This is a genomic window from Weissella uvarum (assembly GCF_016908785.1).
GTDB lineage: Bacteria > Bacillota > Bacilli > Lactobacillales > Lactobacillaceae > Weissella > Weissella uvarum.
The window spans coordinates 35813-52576 of sequence record NZ_JAFBEO010000006.1 but is presented as its reverse complement, the minus strand read 5'-3'; the positions used below and the strand labels follow the sequence as shown (position 1 = coordinate 52576).

Below are 16764 nucleotides of genomic sequence, written 5' to 3'. Positions count from 1 at the left end.
TTACATGGTCAAATCTAAGCGGTTCAGAAAAGCTCAAAAAAGAGCAAATTCCGACATGTCGAAACACCCAAAACGGACATCCATACATCAACAGATTGTCCAGAAAGCTAATCCAAATGAAAAGAAAGCATTAAACGACAAGCTGAGAAACGTATTACTTTCATTTTCAACTTTACTAGTTGCTACATTTATAGTTTTTTCAGCCAAATCTAATAGCCTCGTCACTTCTCTGGCTGAGGGCGTCTTATTAATACTTCTAGGCATTATTTTTATATTCTTATTCATAGACTGGGTTCAGTTCAGAAAGTTCACTTATCAAGAAATTCTCAACGCATATGCGCTGCCGGCGCCTGTAGCAGGAAGCCCAAATCAATCTCTTGTTGTTACGGAAGCAGTTGTTGTCCGCAAGACGACAAAACTGAACAAACCTACGTCAATCGTGTTAAAGAAGTCATTGTTAAATAGTTTTACACTGCTTGAAGATTCACTAAGCTTTATCGCTACACAACTCAAGCCGGATAACGTTGGTGAAAATGAAGAGGTTTACTTAAACCCCTCTACTCAAGAAGAAATTAATGAGGCTTTTGCACGTTCTTATAAGCTCGTCAACACGATTAACAATAGTTTCAATGAATCTATCCGTGAATCAACAAGGAGTTACTAAGCATGGCTAGAAAAATTAAAAGGTTCTTTGTTACAGAACTTTTAGAACAACCTTCTGAATTTTATGAGTTACCTAGTAGATCAGTCGGCGTCACTCACTTCTTAGCTATTACAGTCAGTCAAGATAAGGAACCGTCTATCGCATATCGCGGTTCAATGGTAATCATTGAAAATATGGTTGATTCATTGTTTCAACACGTTCTTCATTCATCGACAACTATTAATTCAGAAATTATTCAACAAGCATTAACCATGTCGATGAATAACAATCACATTGACCTCAACTTATTTGCCAATGTTCCTATGTATGACTTGTTTAAATCTGAGCTGCCTGAAGTCGCTAAGAAAACAACTAAGAGAAAATCATTCAACCTTTTGCTTGAATACAAAAGAGGAAACATAAGTTACAGAGCAAAAGATATTATCACCCCTACTCAATTTACTTTAGTCGCCCTACTACTAATTCAATCTCTTGCCAAAGAAGCCTCTTTAGAAGATTGGTTCCTTGACTTTGAACTTAATAAATTAAAGGAGAACTACTGCAATGACCTCAGCGCATGACACAAAAACACTCGGAAGCGGCGTTCCAAAAATCTGGTTTCTAGATTATCTATTTATTTGCTACCACCCCATCGTTATAAAGAACCTATTAGGTAATCAAAACAATAGCGATTTTGTTGACGAATCTAAGTCATTCAAAAAAGTACTTGTTAATTATGTTGATACGCCTTCACGGGTTTTCAATGATCATCACGAAGTTTTTATGGTTGGCTACACAACAAAGAAACGTCTTTGTATTGATCCAAAAGAACCAATTGAAAACCCTTTATATCAAAAAATGTTGTGCTTAAATACATATATTCTTGATTGTCTTAAAAGACACGAATCATCATTAAGCCCAAATTCAAATTTTAAAATTGCAAAAGTTGGTGAACGGATTCCAGATACCGAAAAATTGCCCGATGACCTTCAAACCGTTCAAGCCTATGACTTCCCATATATCGAATACTTACTAACGCAGCACAGCGTTCGCTGGGTAGTCACTAATTCAGACGTCTTAATTGGTTTCAAGTTTGATGAAGTCGATTCTCAAAAATCAGCAAACCTTGATTATTGGGATTATTCACAACTATCAAATTTCCAGCAACGTTTCTATTCTCTTTCTCGCACCCCCACTTTCCTAACTGAAAGCCGCATCAGTTTAATTGTATTAAACGAAACATTAGTTAGATTTTGTAACCAATATAGTCGTGATCCAGAAACAAAATGTGACAACGCTACTTTAGCTTTGATACTTCAAACGTTGCACAATGAAGTCATTGATATTTATGACAATTTGCAGAACAGTCAGTATTCATATATCAGTGAAATCATTGATGATCTATCCAAATTTAGCCCTAACAGTTCAGAAAGAATCATCAAGCGAAAGATACGACACACTTTGACACACAACGACCGCTGGAATAACAATGAACCCGTGGCTCAGAATATGGCATTTGAATTTATCAACCATGCAAACACCAGCTTTCAAACAACTCTATCTTTTAATTAATCTACAATAGTGCCGAAAGGCGCTTTTTATTTTGCCTTCACTTTATATGTCTATATGTCACTAAGACAGTTACAATTATGACTACTTTAAACATCACAGACACCCCACCCTATTTGTTTCGTTCGCTACCAAGGCGTTGCCAGCAAAGCAGTCATCTACGCTAGTCAGTAATGATAGCTACATTAATCACGGTAACGTCCATTATAGATACTAAATTGTATAGAATTCTTGTTAACACCCCCCGCCACCCTAATAGCACCATGGCCAATCCATTGGATATTAACCTATTTTATAACTAGGTAACATACTAATATCATCCATGCTAGTTTCATTTTACGACTATTAGTTGAGTCCAATTGCATTGTAAAAGTCTTATCTAGACTAAATTGAAATACTTCTACTATTGTCAGTTTGTCTATAATAATTATCAATAAAGCTACACTAGTTGCTTATTTAACTATTGCATCGGGCTAAATAGAGTGTCTACTGAATCAACAACTATCAATAGCTACAACTAACACTCTTACAACAAGCTTATTTCGTGACCAAATCGAAACAAATAACTATAGTTTGATTATTATAGTTTATAATATATCCATGTTAGACATTTCAACTTTCATGGAAACGCTGAATAATTCAAGGTTTGTAATCAAGTTATACCTATACTTATAATGTTAATAACACTTATAGTTATATTCACGCCTAATATAGATTCTTAGGCAACTACAGCTGTCGTTCAAAAACAAAACAATTATAATAAACACGTTTTTCAACCATGATGGTTTATATTTAGTTGCTTTTTTACAACTAACATAGTGCTAAATAGCTATTAAACACTGGTGCCATAGTATAAAGATGGTATAATCAATAGCGACTAGATTAATCATATGATAGGAGACGTCAAATGGAAGAAAAAACATACCGAATAAAAGACTTTGAAGAAGAGTTCGATAAATCACGAACGGCAATTATCAATATACTGAAAACACTTGATCAAGAAGACGAAAAAATCTCAGCGGATGGTCGTGGATTTGTATATCCTCAATCAACATTCGATAAGCTTGCTGAATATTACTTAGAAAAAGATGCTACCTACATCAAAAAGGTGCAAGACAGAACAGACGCAAAGGAGTCAAACGTCGATAGCAAAGCTGACGAAATTCTAGAATTACAAAAACAATTAGAGTCTAAAAAACATGAGATAGAAAACCTAACTACTCAACTCAAGCACCAAGAGGAGATGACAAGTTCTAAGGAAGAACACATTGAAGACTTGCGCAGTCAAGTAAATGTGGCACGTCAGCATATTGAACGCTCTGATAAACGCTTAAGTGAGGAACAAGAAAACCTCAAAAGGGAACAAGCATTACGTGCTGAGTCTCAAAAAGAGATAACTTCTGTTAAACAGAAGAATCTAGAATTAGAAACTACAGTGAGGGAAAAGGACCAAGAGGTTAAGGAAAAGGATCAACAATTAGAGACAGAAGTTAATTCAAAGCAAAAAGGGTTCTTCAGTAAGTTATTTGGTACCAAATAACTTACTTGTTTTCTTAATTTCATTCTATTTGGTACCATAAGCTAGATATTTGGTACCGAATATGAATAATAATTGACCCCTTGTAGTTTATTTGGTACCATATAAGTATTATTTGGTACCAAATAAACTAAATCATTAGAACTTTTGGTACCAAACAATTCATAAATGACAAAAAAATTCGGAGGACGAATAAATGGCTGCTAATACATTAAAAATGGGAATCGACTTAGGGAATCGACAAACGAAAATCTACATACCTGAACAAGAAGGTGTGAAGAAACCAATTAATATTGTTTATCCATCAGCTTTATTACCCGCTAATTTGGTAGGTGAGAGTACTTTTGGATCACTAATGAATAATTCTGACTTACCAACAACACGTAAATTTCAACTTACCAATGATAACAACGGTTATATTTGGGGCGAATCATTAACACAATTTCACAAAGACGATGGCATCTTGCAATCTATAGCTAAGTCAAATCGTTATGAAATGGATGAATACAAACTACTTTCAAAGTTCGCCTTAGCAGAAGGTGTCCTACAAGCTGGCTTTGCTGATGAACCTGTAAACATTAGTCTTTCTATTGGCTTGCCAGATGACGATTATGATAAATATTCAGACAGTGATTTAATTAAGTCTATCTATAAGAATGCTCACAGTGTCGAAATTGATGATAAGGTACTTCAATTCAAAGTCACAAAATTACAAGTCCTACAACAAGGACTAGGTGCACCGATTCATGAACTAATTGATTTTGACGGCAATGTCATTAACCCTGAAATCCTAACTCAACGTACAGTTTGGGTAGACATGGGTGGGGGAACAATCATCATCAATACTTTTGACCAATTCCGAGCACTACCAGATCTTTCAAGCATCTATTGGAATGGATCAGATACAATTTACCGAAAACTAGCACAATTAATTGCAAAGAACCAACAAGTTAAAGTGGATATCGACGAACTTGAAAGCCAAATCAAGAAAGGGGAACGTTCATATAAAGTCTCACGTAACCAAACCATCGACTTCACAGATGAATTGAACGAAGTTCTACAAGAAACTTTGACAATTCTAAAGAATAAAATTCAAAACACTGTCGCAGATATGGACGCCATTGATAATATTTTCTTCTCTGGTGGAACTGCGCAAATCTTTGATCCAGAAGATTTGAAAGGAATGTTTGGATTTGGTGAAATCGTTCCTGATGGTGACATGGCAAATGCAATTGGTTTCGTCAAAGCACAATCAATGAAATAGTTTAAAGTTTCAGTTCATCAAGATATATCAAATATATTAAGGAGCAATTATGCCAGCTAAAAGAGATGGTGAAGTTCTCAAGGATGTTCATTTCCGTATCTATGATGACGAGGCTGATTTACTACAATATGTCCAAGAATATAGCGATGCTAATGGTGTAACTTTTAATAATGCGATTAAAGCAATTATCAAAGAGTCTAAAGAAGGCATGCCTAATAAATCTAGCATTGAAGATATGGTATCGAAAATACTTGCTGATAGCATGTCTGGTCAGTCATCAACCGTTACCGAAGAAAAAGAAACAACACCCAAAAGCAAAAAATCCACAGTAAATGTCAAAGATTTAGATTTGGGTTCAATAGCCGGAAAAATAGTTTAAAAAACGCTTTGTGTCGTTAGGCACAGAGCGTTTTTTGATTTACATAAAGATTTTAATTTCTTCTCTATACTAATACCTATGGAGGGACCTCATGAAAATTAAAAGCTCTACTAAGGAAAATAAAAATCTAACTATGGCGACTACCGGCTTTAAAAAGCTGTGGTATGGTCGCGTAGGGAAAAACATAGATGACACGGCAACCAGCAAACTAAACGAGCTAGACTTAGATGCTGCAATTGAAGAGTTGCAACAGCCAATCCAAACTATATTACGTTTTTTCTACACAGCAGCTGCTGTTTTAGTCGCTTTAGTTGTATTACCAATTGACAGGCCACTTACCTTAGCCCTTTTGTTAAGTGCCTTTGAGTTCGTCATGTTATCTTTAAGTGCATACAACATAAACTACCTAATCAAGCTAATATCACGTCAGCATGCCGTTATCTTTAACGGAGAGGAACTCTCATTTGACCGTTCCAGGATGCAAATCCTGTTAGAGGCACTTGACCGTTATTCTCTATACTTGAAATTTGAGTTCGCTGTTTACTTATGTACCATCTTGCTATCATTTTTTGCACCAATTCTACATCATTTCGCCACATCACAAAGCCTCATGTCAAATGTAACTGGGCCATTCATCTTAACGAAAATAGGGCTAGTGATAATAGGTATTTCAATATCTATGACAACTTTTCATGGAGCATTTATTTCCCAGTCAATGTACCCAGATGAGTTCAACAATGCCTTAGAAACGATGTATTACAAAGACGGACGCCTCGAATACACGTTAAACGGCACACCTTCAAAGCACAAAGCTAATTCGCTTCTAGGTTACACGATTGATAATCATGAATCAGAACTATGGTTGGACCAACCTGTTAGAACACTGGGTACAATTATTTTTGGGCCACCAGGTACGGGTAAAACAAGAACTATTTTCAAGCCTATGATTAAGCAAGACATTGATAAGCTAATCGAGTTTATACGTGACTATCAAGAAATATCTCAATACGACAATTTCTACAGTCGTGATGTATCAGCGACTTATCTAAATAGCATCGTCGTAGTTGATCCCACAGAAGACCTTACAAACACCGTTTATGAATTAGCTAGGGAGAAGGGCATCCCCGAGAGTTTAATCTTTTACGTGAACCCGAAAGACCCGTTCACGCCGTCTCTAGACTTATTCACTGGTGATACATCTCAAATCATCGGTAAGGTGTTAGGACTGTTCCAATCCCTTAGTGCTGATGAAGGTAGTACAAATCAGTTCTTCTCTCAATCAGAAGATGCTCACTTAACGCGTATGATTCAGGTATGTATTGGTGCCAATGCAATGCGGGGAACTAAAGCCACGTTAAAAGAGTTAATCGATATGTACCAAAACACGGCGATTCGTGATCGTGACATTGACATGTTCATTGAATATGAAAAACAGTCGAAAAAGTACTACCGAAAAATTAAAATTGAGTACCCAGACTCAGAAGATGACCAAACCGAGGAACAACGCATCACATTAAAGCGTTTATCAACTGAGTTAGAGGTTATCGACCAGACCAGCAAATGGCTATACAGCTCTTTCCCAAAAATGACCGTTGAAATCCAGCCAGGAGTGAGAGTTCCAGACATGCATACGGAACGAGGTTACGAAAGCACCCAGAAGCGATTTGATATGAACCTAAATAACATTCAAGGTTTAGTGAATAAAATGACGTTTGTTGTTGCTAATGAGAGGTTACGTAACGTACTAATGCAAGAATCACAATTTATTGATATTGATAAGGTCTTCAAGCATGGTGGTATCGTTCTATTCAACCTTGATCACTCTGGATTAGGGGAGGCTAACTCTAGTGCATTCGGTAAGATTGTCCAGGACTACCTTATTGAAGGTATGCACCGTCGTGATGCAAACGTGTCGCCAACCGCAGCGGTTTACATGGATGAGGTGGCCAGTTACATGACGAGTAACTTGGCCAAAACACCAACACAGGTGCGTAAGTTCGGAATTGCGTTACATCTTGCGTTCCAGGCACCCAGTCAAATCATTTCACGCTTTGATAAAGAAGAATACGAAAACCTGGTCACTGCTTGTCGAACAAGAATTTCGTATGGGGATACATCCCCAGAAAACGCAAAGATGATATCTGATATCTTTGGCGAGCATGTGGAGTTCACTGAGAAGCTTTCTAGTTGGGGAGATGACTTTATCATGACTAATGAGTCTAACCGTCAATCTTCAATGGTCAGTGTTGATGAGCACGTGCCTAATATCACACCTTCTAAATTAGCATCACTTGAAAGCAATACTATTGCAGTGCGCTATCCGTTAACAGAACGGTCAAATCTGTTCGAGCTAGTCAAGCAACGTAACCTAGATGGAGTGGATACCGAGAATAGACTAGACATCTCAAACCCTGAATCATTTGATGCAAAGGCATTTGAATATTTCAAGGAAGAATCAAATCGGTCTGTGAACGTGGATTTCGGACCATCACAGATGATCGCCGACTATCTGCTGAAGAGCGATAAAACCGTTAACTTTGTTCCAACTATCATAGACAATTATTCAATTAAGCCTTCTGAGACAAGCAAAGCCAAGATTAAGAATCCAACAAAGGTTAAAGACCAAAAAGCTGAAGATAGCATGCCTGAAGACTTGAAAAGGAAATTAGCAAACGCTAACGAGACAGACACGACCTCAGCTAAGGGAAAGAAGTCAACTAAGCGTAAGTCAAAGACATCAAAGAAAGCGACATCCCAACCGAATTCAAAGCCACGTCCTGAAGAACCAGAATTAGACAAAAATGCAATTAGGGCAGAAGACGCGCTAAAAGATTTGCTAACTGCAGCCCCTGCATATGGCGAATTAACAGACGACGATATCAATTCAATGCCAGTTCCTGATGAAACGGAAATGGATGATGAATCATTAGCGATGGACCCACGTAACTTATTAGCCCAGGATAAATATGACCATTCAACCGACGATTGGGAAAACATCGGAACAATCGATGATGATGACGGACAAGTAAAATGGTGATGAGAAAAATAAAAAATAGCGCACGATTATTTATGTATAATATTATTATCAAGAAAAAGGAGACATAATATGTCAAAACGCAACAACCCAATCGAGATTCGGAAAGCCTTAGGTATCAATGCTAATCGAATACTTAGCCCAGAACTTATGAAAGAATTAGTCCTAAGAAACTTCCAAGACTATATTGAATCCAACAAAATTTCTATGGAAGACGCAGTTAATGCATACGACGTTTTCTTTCCATTACGAGATGGCTTAGTTCGAGCAACTTTCGTCGGTCCAGATGATGAAAATCCAAAGGCACATATGGTTTATGAAATTTTACCTGACGTGAGTTTTGTAGATGATCTAAAGTCATACTTAGTTCCAACGGACGAAGAAGACGAAGAAGACGAAGAAGACGAGGAAGCCTAAGTTTCATGGGTATCGAAGTAAGCGCTCTGTCAGAGTCATTTAACAAGTTATTATCGACAGAGGAATTTCAACGACGTTTTATCTCAGCTAACTTTGAACGTAAGCAACCACTTAAAAAGTTCCTGACTGCCCGTAACTGGGAAGACAAGCCTCTTATCTACACTGATGGATCAGTAAACATGGAACTCTTAACGTACTTACGAGAGTCAGATTATACTAACGAAGATTTAGAATATTACTATCAACTACCTAATAACTATCTAAGCCAGTTCTAAACTGGGTTTGCGGCTTATCGTTACACACACATTTTTATCACTTATTCAAATAAGTGCGCAAAACACAAGTAGTTGTCCTAAGTAAGATGCTCAATCGCGTTATATCAATATTCTGACGCAATAATTTAATCGATATATTTTAAATCATCATATATATTAGATAAAAACGGCCTATTTCCAAATGGAATATGGTCGTTTTTTTCAAATTAGCGCACAGCAAATCAGGGGTACATAAAACGCTTTATAAACACTATTATATAGGTGTTTAGCCGTATAATTACGTCATTTTTGATTGAACTGGGCGCTCACTGAATCAATATTTATCTAACCTAAATGTAAAACCATCGTTTTTTACACGTATCATCTGTAATTTTGGGGCTTTTTTTCATTGTGCCTTTTTTCTCTTCCAATCATAGAAAATTACTTTAGGCGATATATCGTCAATTTCAATTTTTAGGAGGAAGGAAAATGTTTTCTTCATTGGTAAACTCAATGCCATCAAATCTTTTCACCATGGCATCAATTGCTGATGGTACCGGTGGTAACGCATCATTCAATGGTGGTTCTCTTGCCAAGGCTTTGCTTGGTCCCATCGATGAACTAATGCCCGTAATTGGTGCATTGGTCGTTTGGGGTATTGCACTTCTTGGTATTCGTATGATCATTGCCAACATGTTTGGGGATGCGCGTTCAATGGCACAAATCGGGCCACAATTCTTATATCTATTCTTAGGTGTTATTATTTGTCATAACTGTCGAAATATCGCGATGTTATTTGCAAATACAGCCCAGGCCGGATCAGCAACAGCAATGTTTAATCCAACTGTGATTAATCAATTGGTCACCAACGTACTAATACACTAGGGTAAGGTACTATGGCAAATAATGATGACCGAAATTATGAAATTGCAGCTGTCCCACCATATTCTGGCCGAAATCGTGAAGTGTGGTTGCTGTTCACAAAGCAGCAGGTCGCTGCAATTATAGGAACCGGCCTACTACTCATGCTTTTCGTGCCATCTATCTACCAAGCCTGTCGGGCTTTTGTGGGTGGTGTTATTGCCTTCGTCCCCATCATAATACTTTTAGTATTTGTGATTTACGCTCTTTATAAGACAGTTCTTGATTGCGAACGGGATTCCCAAGGGAACATTGTCTATAACGGACCACAAACATTAGCACTAAAAAGTGCCAACGAAAGCCTGGCTGAAAATATGCATTATGGTCGTTTAGAACAAAATGGCGTTATCAGTGAGCATGAACCAAAACGTATTGTGAGGATGAAGTAATACCACCTATTAATCGTATACACATATAATTTGAAAGGAGCAATCTAACAATGGCTAAAAAGAATAATAAGAAGAAGCGTAATGGCTCATTCTTTAACCGTATTTTGAATTTCTTCCGTGATAAGAAGAATTTCAAGAAAGTCTCAGTACTTATTTTCTTGGTATTCGGTTTCTTCTGGTATGAACAAGCATTTCTTCTACCAATGGATTCATCACCACGATACTTATGGACGACTGGACTAGCATCACTAGCAACTGCCGCTGGACTAGTTTTCATCTTGTGGCGTGTCAACATCCATGGTGTTCAACCAAAGAAGAAGCATTCACGGCGCTAATTCGTGTGTTCAGAAAATCTAATAGTTTTATTCCCTAAAAAGCAAGTAGTACATCTTTATGTGCCACTTGCTTTTTTTCTTTTAACAACAGAAGCTAATATAAGGTTATGCTAATTACATATTAAATTTTGAGAGGTATGACAATGTTAAAAGAGGATAAGGAAGCTATGCCAAAGTTTAGAGAAAAACCAGCCACTGATAGTCCAAAATTTGGAGTAGATATTATCAAGCTACTCAATGAGTATTTCAATGAGCCAGAACTTGATAAGGCCATTGAAGAGGGAACCGTTTTAACGGGCGAAGTAACTGATTTTATTTATGATCATCGGTTTAAGAATGACCGGGGCGGTACGATGAAAGGGGTTGTCGTATCTATCAAATTGCCTAAGTCAGGACACATTAAGGTGACCATCCCCGAAACTGACATGTCTGACGAACGTCCAGCAGACTTAGAGAGTTTAATTGGGTTGCCACTTAAATTTAAAATGACGGAAGTCTACGGTAGTTTAGTATACGGGGATGCTAATGGTCCCGATGGTGACTTCTGGGCTTACATGTCAAAGGAACTTGAGCAAAATGAATCAGTACGTAACCAAATTCGTAACAGTTATTTAGTCGACACCATTGTTAATACACAACCAAGTGGTCGTTCTACTACGTTCATTCGCATGAACTACGATGGGTATTTGTTTACTTTGCTTGCAAATAAGGTTGTGCCGTTTAACTTCAATGGACATTATGACCTACAAACAATGGCATTCATCCGTTCTGAGTATCCAATTCAATTCAGCGAGGTCTCTATTGAAAACGGCTCAATCAAGGTCTTTGGATCAAACGCTGCGATGGACGCAATCAACCCAGAAACATTTGTGAAGCAAGCAGAAGAAGATGACCAACCCGTTGTTGGTTATTTGCATCTTTTCAAGAGTAAATCTCAAGAAGAAATCATGTTAGTTGAAGTGGCACCATCTGTATTCATTCGTCCACGTGGAAATGCACAACGTTGGTATACAAAGGAAGACGCAAAGAACGTTACACCAGTTTATGGAACTATTAAAAACCTTTTCCATGGCCGTGGTGGAGCGTTACTAGGAAACTTCATTATTAAGAAGCAAACTTCAAAATCTGATGCTGTTTCATACGTCGACTTCGTAAACCAGCAATTAGATAAGTTCTAAACAATAGGGGCGTGTTATGACTCAGAAAATTTCTTACATGTCCGACAACATGGGAGTGCCTGTTCTATTTAGTTATCGTAAGTATGATGAAGAATTAGGATATCTCAACGCCGGTGGTTTCACAGTCAAACGCATCTACAAGCTTAAGGATAAAACTGTTCTTCAAACAGAACGTTTACTACGGCGCTATTCAAGTACAGATGAACTCTTAGACCTGGGGCCAAAGGTTAGCGACTATGAACAGAACCTACTAAAGTTCATTGGTCGGTTTAAGTCTGTACAACATCTGCATTTATTGAGAGAAGTACAAACGCATCCTGATCTATACGGTACTAATAAAGGCAGTACTAAATCTGACCCGGCCATTGCTTATGAAAATACTACCGCCGGTAAGAAGTGGACAAATAGTATTAGAAAGCTGTACGTCTTAGGGCTTACACAACGATGGTCACACGTCCGCATTCTGCCGGATGGTACACCATCAACTATTTACTTCTATACGCTTTCAGATGCCGGGTATAAATATTTGGAAGTTCAGTTCGGTAAACGGAACTACTATCAGTTCATGTCACCAAACAACTTCTACAAATTGCCTGAAATTGTGCACCTGCAATACTGGATGGCTTTAGACATATATCAAGCTATCAATGTAACCAAGCCGTTCAAAGCAGTCCACAATATGTTCAATTCAATTGGTGTAGGGAAGAAGATTAACGGCGTTTATTCACCACTACAGATGCGCCTGGACTTAAAAGGGCAGGGTGATATGAACTATATTTTCTATCCTTATTTGCCATCTAATCAGCCCAACGATTTACGAAACATCATTGACGACTATTGCGAATTAGTCCTTAATCGCGCTGATACATTGTACATCCCCGAATTAGCCACTGACGCTAATCTCATGAAGCGGGAATATCCCATTAAGCCAGTCTTCGTTGTTCAAAACACTGAAGATTTGTTCCAGCTGTACGACATTTTATTCAGCCCTACACACAAGCATGGGGATGAAGCTAAGAACGTTAGTGTCCTGGTAATGATTATGTCTCTTGTCAAATCTGAGCAAGAAGAAGCTGGCTTGCCTAAAAGCTTTGTTGAAATTTTTCCTTTCGTGCCTACTAAGAAGGATGGCGTAAAGGAAGTTACTATGGAGAATTTTTATGACTAAAAAACAAGTCAACGTAAAAAGACAACGAAATAACAAAAAAATTGCCTTAGTTGCGTTAGCTTTTACAACGACGATTGGCGCTACAGCATACACGACTAATGCTGTCTCTTGGGTCCCGGATTCAATTGCTTACGCAGAGCAAATGATGTCGTCTAAACCTAAAGAGTCTAAGCAAAAGAAGACAGACAAGAAAAAGACCATTGAAGTGGTTGACCGTACGGAAGTGAAGCACCATGACATTGATGTGGATCCACAGGCAGTGGCAAAAAAGCAAAACGACCAACTTATCAAAATCTCAGAAAAGAATGGTACAACGCCTTCTAAAATCGTTGATGACGACAGTAAGTCTGACAGCTCTACTTCTAAAAGTAAGAAAGCTACCGTCTCTAAAGGCAGCAACAAGGATGAATCAAAGGATAAAATTGGTTCTTGGATTCCAAAGTCTAAGCAACGTGCTAAGGCTGCAGATGAATATGCTGATGTTCCTGTCTTTAACCAGGAGGCTAAACGTACAGAGAGTGCACCAGTTGCATCTTCTACTCTGACTAAGACTTTGGTCACTAACAACAATGATCTAGATGACAATTCTGATATTTCAACTGTTACTGGGGATGAAGCATCATTCAAAAACGAAATCATCCACCGAGAAAGTACATTTAATCCATACGCTGAAAATGGACAGTATGTTGGTTTAGGACAATTAGACCGTAATTACTATCCTGTCTTGATTGGAAAAACTTGGGACCAAGTTAAGGGAAACAAGCGTCTACAATCGATAGCAATGGACAAATATGTAGCAGGGCGATACGGAACATACAAAAAGGCACTAGAGTTCTGGAACAGCCATAATTGGTACTAATTTAGGAGACAATGACATGATAGACTTCTTGTGGATAGGGGCATTCATCATTGCGTTCTTGTGCTTTGTGTACAGTCGTACCGGAGTATCTTTAAACCTAGATACCGTAAGCACAGATGATAATGACCCTAAATTCAAAAAATTAGTACAGAAGATTCCTTTTCTGGTTATCGGTCTGAATGTACTTCTAATCATTTTGAGCGGTATCTTTTCATTCCATCCAGCACAGTTAATATCAATACTGGCCGGATGTATCTTGGTAGCAGTTATTTTTATTTACGCACCTCTAGAATTCATACAATCATTCTTGAAGATAGAACTACTAGACTTTATCAAAGTAAAATCATTCAGCAAGCAAGCGGCAGCAACCCTAAAGCATGTCTCTGGATTGTCTATATTAGTCGCTCTAAGCGCTGTTGTCGGTGTGTTGGGTACAATCTGTTACGGAATATTTAACATGGTGGTACATTAATTATGTGGCGTATAGACCCTATATCGTTTTTCTTACAAGCAACTTTGGGTATCCTGATCGTGATGCTCATTGTCATTGCTTTTATAATTCTTACATTCCCGTTTTAAATAAAAAGGCTGTGATACATTAAAAAATGTATCACAGCCTTTTTTATTATTTACATGTAGCCTGATGAAACCAAATCATTCATAAGGGCCTGAAATTCCTTAGTCCGTTCGGGCTTACTTAATTGATTGATATATTGCTCTGCTGCCGTCTTCAGATACTTTACTGGGTTTCCCTTTGAATCAGGTTCTTCCTTGTATTTCTTAATATAAGAAATATGTTCGTATACCGCATTATCACCTTGTTCAGGTTTAATTGATGCAATCCGCTTATACAATGGATAAACCTCTTTTAACATCGACCGTTCAAATTCAGTATCAAACATCTCTTTCGTAGTAATAATGCCTGCTCTAGCCAGACGTTCAGTATAATTAGACTTTAAGAATGTGTCTTTAACCTGATCATCATCATTAATGTCCAAATCTTCATCCTCAAGTAGGGCACCATCGAAGATATGATCCTTTTTCAAGGAAATATGAAACTGTACACCGATTAATTGACCACGATCTTTAACTTGTTCAGCACCTAGATTGTACTGTGTGATTTTAGAGATCTCTTCTGTCATAGGTACAACAACATAGCGCCAAAAGTCATACTTACGCTTATATTTACCTTTTTTGTTAACAGCCTTAGCAAGGTCATCGATATCATAGTACGGATTCAGCATAGCATCTAACTGTTCTTTTGTGCGCTTATTAGATCCAACATATTGTTCATACTGCTTGTATAGCATAACAATTCGCTTATAGAAAAATACAGGTGCGCCACTTAATTTAGCCTCTTCTGCAACCAAATACCGCGTATAGCCAATACTCTTTTGATAAGCTAAGTAGGGGCGGAGCTTAGGGTGCAAACTAATTTTTACGTCTGGTGTATTCCTAGTTCCATACGTCATATCCAAGAATACGCTACCAATTCCTTCACCTTTCTGAATATCGAAAGTAGCATCCTTGATGGCAGTATTCAGCTTATCTTTCAAACGACTAAATTTACTCTTTGAAGAATTATCATCTAGTCCAAAGTAAATAAATAGCGCCTGTTTTTTAATAGTGACTTCAATTGCCTTGCCTGCATTCTTCTCTGCAGCCTCAGCTGTCAATTCTGATTTATCTATATTTGCAATAGCAAGATCTAGTAACTTACTTGCTTGCCAATTCATGTCTGGATAAGCTGTGACTAAATCATTGCCTTCTTTCACATACATATCATCCAGAAGCGTTAAGTTGTTTTTATCTTCTAAATTCTCTTCATCAGCCATGCTTACATATCCTTCACTGTACTTTGCATTTAATGTATTCTAAATAGCCAGTACGAGGGTTGCTTTTGTTTCCAGGGAAAAATGCGGTCATTCAATGAAGCTTTCCTGACGAAAAAACTGTACTAGAGCTATCTTTATTTACAGTAATGATAGCACAATCAGGCCTAATGAGCGAAAAAAACTTCCATTTAGGTGAAAGTTGCAAACTTTTCCCTATAAAGCCCAAAAACACCCTAGAAAGTTGCACTTTTTTCCCTCTCAACATCTAAATCCATCAAAAATCACTTATCTTTGACACCAATTGATAACTGTCACTCCTGTTTCTTCCCCCTTAAAAACAGATGAATTCATCCTATCAATAAAACGGATTTCTCAATTTTTCGTATTCACTGATCAAAATATCGAAAATTTCCCTATTCGATTATTCAGAACTATTTTCAAAAGTTAAATACTTTTACAGCAGCAAAATGTCACTAGATACAAACAATATCGGCTCGAACGGATGGCAATATTCGTCCATGAGTGATATAGTGCAATATAGCGCACAAGCAATCGAACGAAAAAAGTGCAACCTTTTAAGGCTTTCAAATATAAAGTATCGATTATTTCTCTCCAGGGAAAAAAGTGCAACTTAATCAATCAGTTATTTACTCATCATTTATAATGACAAAATTAGCTCTAAACCATTGTTACAAAGGCATTATATGCTTTTAAATGGATTTTTCGTTAGGAAAATTTTTCTCGATAAACAGATACGACGAAAAAAGTGCAACCTCAAAGACCCAAATCAAGTAGAGGGAAAAAAGCGAAACTTCGGGTGCGATCAACGAACAAAATGCGGTCACTACCTAAACACAAAATACGAACTACCACTCTCATCGATGATACACAAGTGGAACACAGGCACAATTATATACTATACATATTTATTTTAAATATGCTTTGAAATAGATACATCACCATTTGAAGTTGCACTTTTTTC

17 protein-coding genes are annotated in these 16764 nt (G+C 37.5%); 16 read left to right on the top strand and 1 reads right to left on the bottom strand.

Annotated features, from left to right (window positions below; translation table 11 throughout):
• Positions 1-4 precede the first annotated feature (4 nt).
• The 16 genes from JOC36_RS07285 (at position 5) to JOC36_RS07210 (ending at position 14419) form a co-directional block, all read left to right on the top strand.
• Positions 5-664, top strand: coding sequence for a hypothetical protein (locus JOC36_RS07285; RefSeq protein WP_205145838.1), 660 nt, complete (start codon positions 5-7; stop codon positions 662-664).
• A gap of 2 nt (positions 665-666) precedes the next feature.
• A complete protein-coding gene (locus JOC36_RS07280; RefSeq protein ID WP_205145837.1) occupies positions 667-1224 on the top strand; it encodes a hypothetical protein in 558 nt (185 codons plus the stop codon).
• On the top strand, positions 1208-2215 hold the full coding sequence (locus JOC36_RS07275) for a hypothetical protein (RefSeq protein ID WP_205145836.1): 1008 nt from the start codon (positions 1208-1210) through the stop codon (positions 2213-2215). The genes JOC36_RS07280 and JOC36_RS07275 overlap by 17 nt, the downstream gene beginning before the upstream one ends.
• A 904-nt stretch (positions 2216-3119) precedes the next feature.
• On the top strand, positions 3120-3752 hold the full coding sequence (locus JOC36_RS07270; RefSeq protein WP_205145835.1) for a hypothetical protein: 633 nt from the start codon (positions 3120-3122) through the stop codon (positions 3750-3752).
• A gap of 193 nt (positions 3753-3945) precedes the next feature.
• Complete coding sequence (locus JOC36_RS07265) at positions 3946-5013, top strand: ParM/StbA family protein (protein WP_205145834.1); 1068 nt, start codon at positions 3946-3948, stop codon at positions 5011-5013.
• A gap of 49 nt (positions 5014-5062) precedes the next feature.
• Entirely contained in the window at positions 5063-5392 is a 330-nt protein-coding gene (locus JOC36_RS07260; protein ID WP_205145833.1) for a hypothetical protein, read from the top strand.
• A 91-nt stretch (positions 5393-5483) separates the two neighbouring features.
• Positions 5484-8429: a type IV secretory system conjugative DNA transfer family protein gene (locus tag JOC36_RS07255; RefSeq protein WP_205145832.1), complete on the top strand. Its 2946-nt coding sequence runs from the start codon at positions 5484-5486 to the stop codon at positions 8427-8429.
• A gap of 69 nt (positions 8430-8498) precedes the next feature.
• Positions 8499-8843: a hypothetical protein gene (locus JOC36_RS07250; RefSeq protein ID WP_205145831.1), complete on the top strand. Its 345-nt coding sequence runs from the start codon at positions 8499-8501 to the stop codon at positions 8841-8843.
• A gap of 5 nt (positions 8844-8848) precedes the next feature.
• Positions 8849-9118 (top strand): hypothetical protein, encoded by a 270-nt coding sequence (locus tag JOC36_RS07245; RefSeq protein ID WP_205145830.1) that lies wholly within the window; start codon positions 8849-8851, stop codon positions 9116-9118.
• A gap of 468 nt (positions 9119-9586) precedes the next feature.
• Entirely contained in the window at positions 9587-9982 is a 396-nt protein-coding gene (locus tag JOC36_RS07240; protein ID WP_205145829.1) for a hypothetical protein, read from the top strand.
• Between the two features lie 11 nt (positions 9983-9993).
• On the top strand, positions 9994-10407 hold the full coding sequence (locus tag JOC36_RS07235) for a hypothetical protein (RefSeq protein WP_205145828.1): 414 nt from the start codon (positions 9994-9996) through the stop codon (positions 10405-10407).
• A gap of 50 nt (positions 10408-10457) precedes the next feature.
• Positions 10458-10742, top strand: a complete 285-nt coding sequence (locus JOC36_RS07230) for a hypothetical protein (protein ID WP_205145827.1) — start codon at positions 10458-10460, stop codon at positions 10740-10742.
• A 143-nt stretch (positions 10743-10885) separates the two neighbouring features.
• Positions 10886-11920, top strand: coding sequence for a hypothetical protein (locus tag JOC36_RS07225; protein ID WP_205145826.1), 1035 nt, complete (start codon positions 10886-10888; stop codon positions 11918-11920).
• Positions 11921-11936: 16 nt separating this feature from the next.
• Entirely contained in the window at positions 11937-13088 is a 1152-nt protein-coding gene (locus JOC36_RS07220) for a hypothetical protein (RefSeq protein ID WP_205145825.1), read from the top strand.
• Positions 13081-13947, top strand: a complete 867-nt coding sequence (locus JOC36_RS07215) for an aggregation-promoting factor C-terminal-like domain-containing protein (RefSeq protein ID WP_205145824.1) — start codon at positions 13081-13083, stop codon at positions 13945-13947. Before JOC36_RS07220 ends, JOC36_RS07215 begins: the two co-directional genes overlap by 8 nt.
• A 16-nt stretch (positions 13948-13963) precedes the next feature.
• Positions 13964-14419: a hypothetical protein gene (locus JOC36_RS07210; RefSeq protein ID WP_205145823.1), complete on the top strand. Its 456-nt coding sequence runs from the start codon at positions 13964-13966 to the stop codon at positions 14417-14419.
• Positions 14420-14576: 157 nt separating this feature from the next.
• Here the strand turns inward: JOC36_RS07210 and JOC36_RS07205 are convergent, their stop codons facing one another.
• Positions 14577-15782 carry a RepB family plasmid replication initiator protein gene (locus JOC36_RS07205; RefSeq protein WP_205145822.1) on the bottom strand — a complete coding sequence of 402 codons (1206 nt, stop codon included), beginning with the start codon at positions 15780-15782 and terminating at the stop codon, positions 14577-14579.
• Positions 15783-16764: the final 982 nt, after the last annotated feature.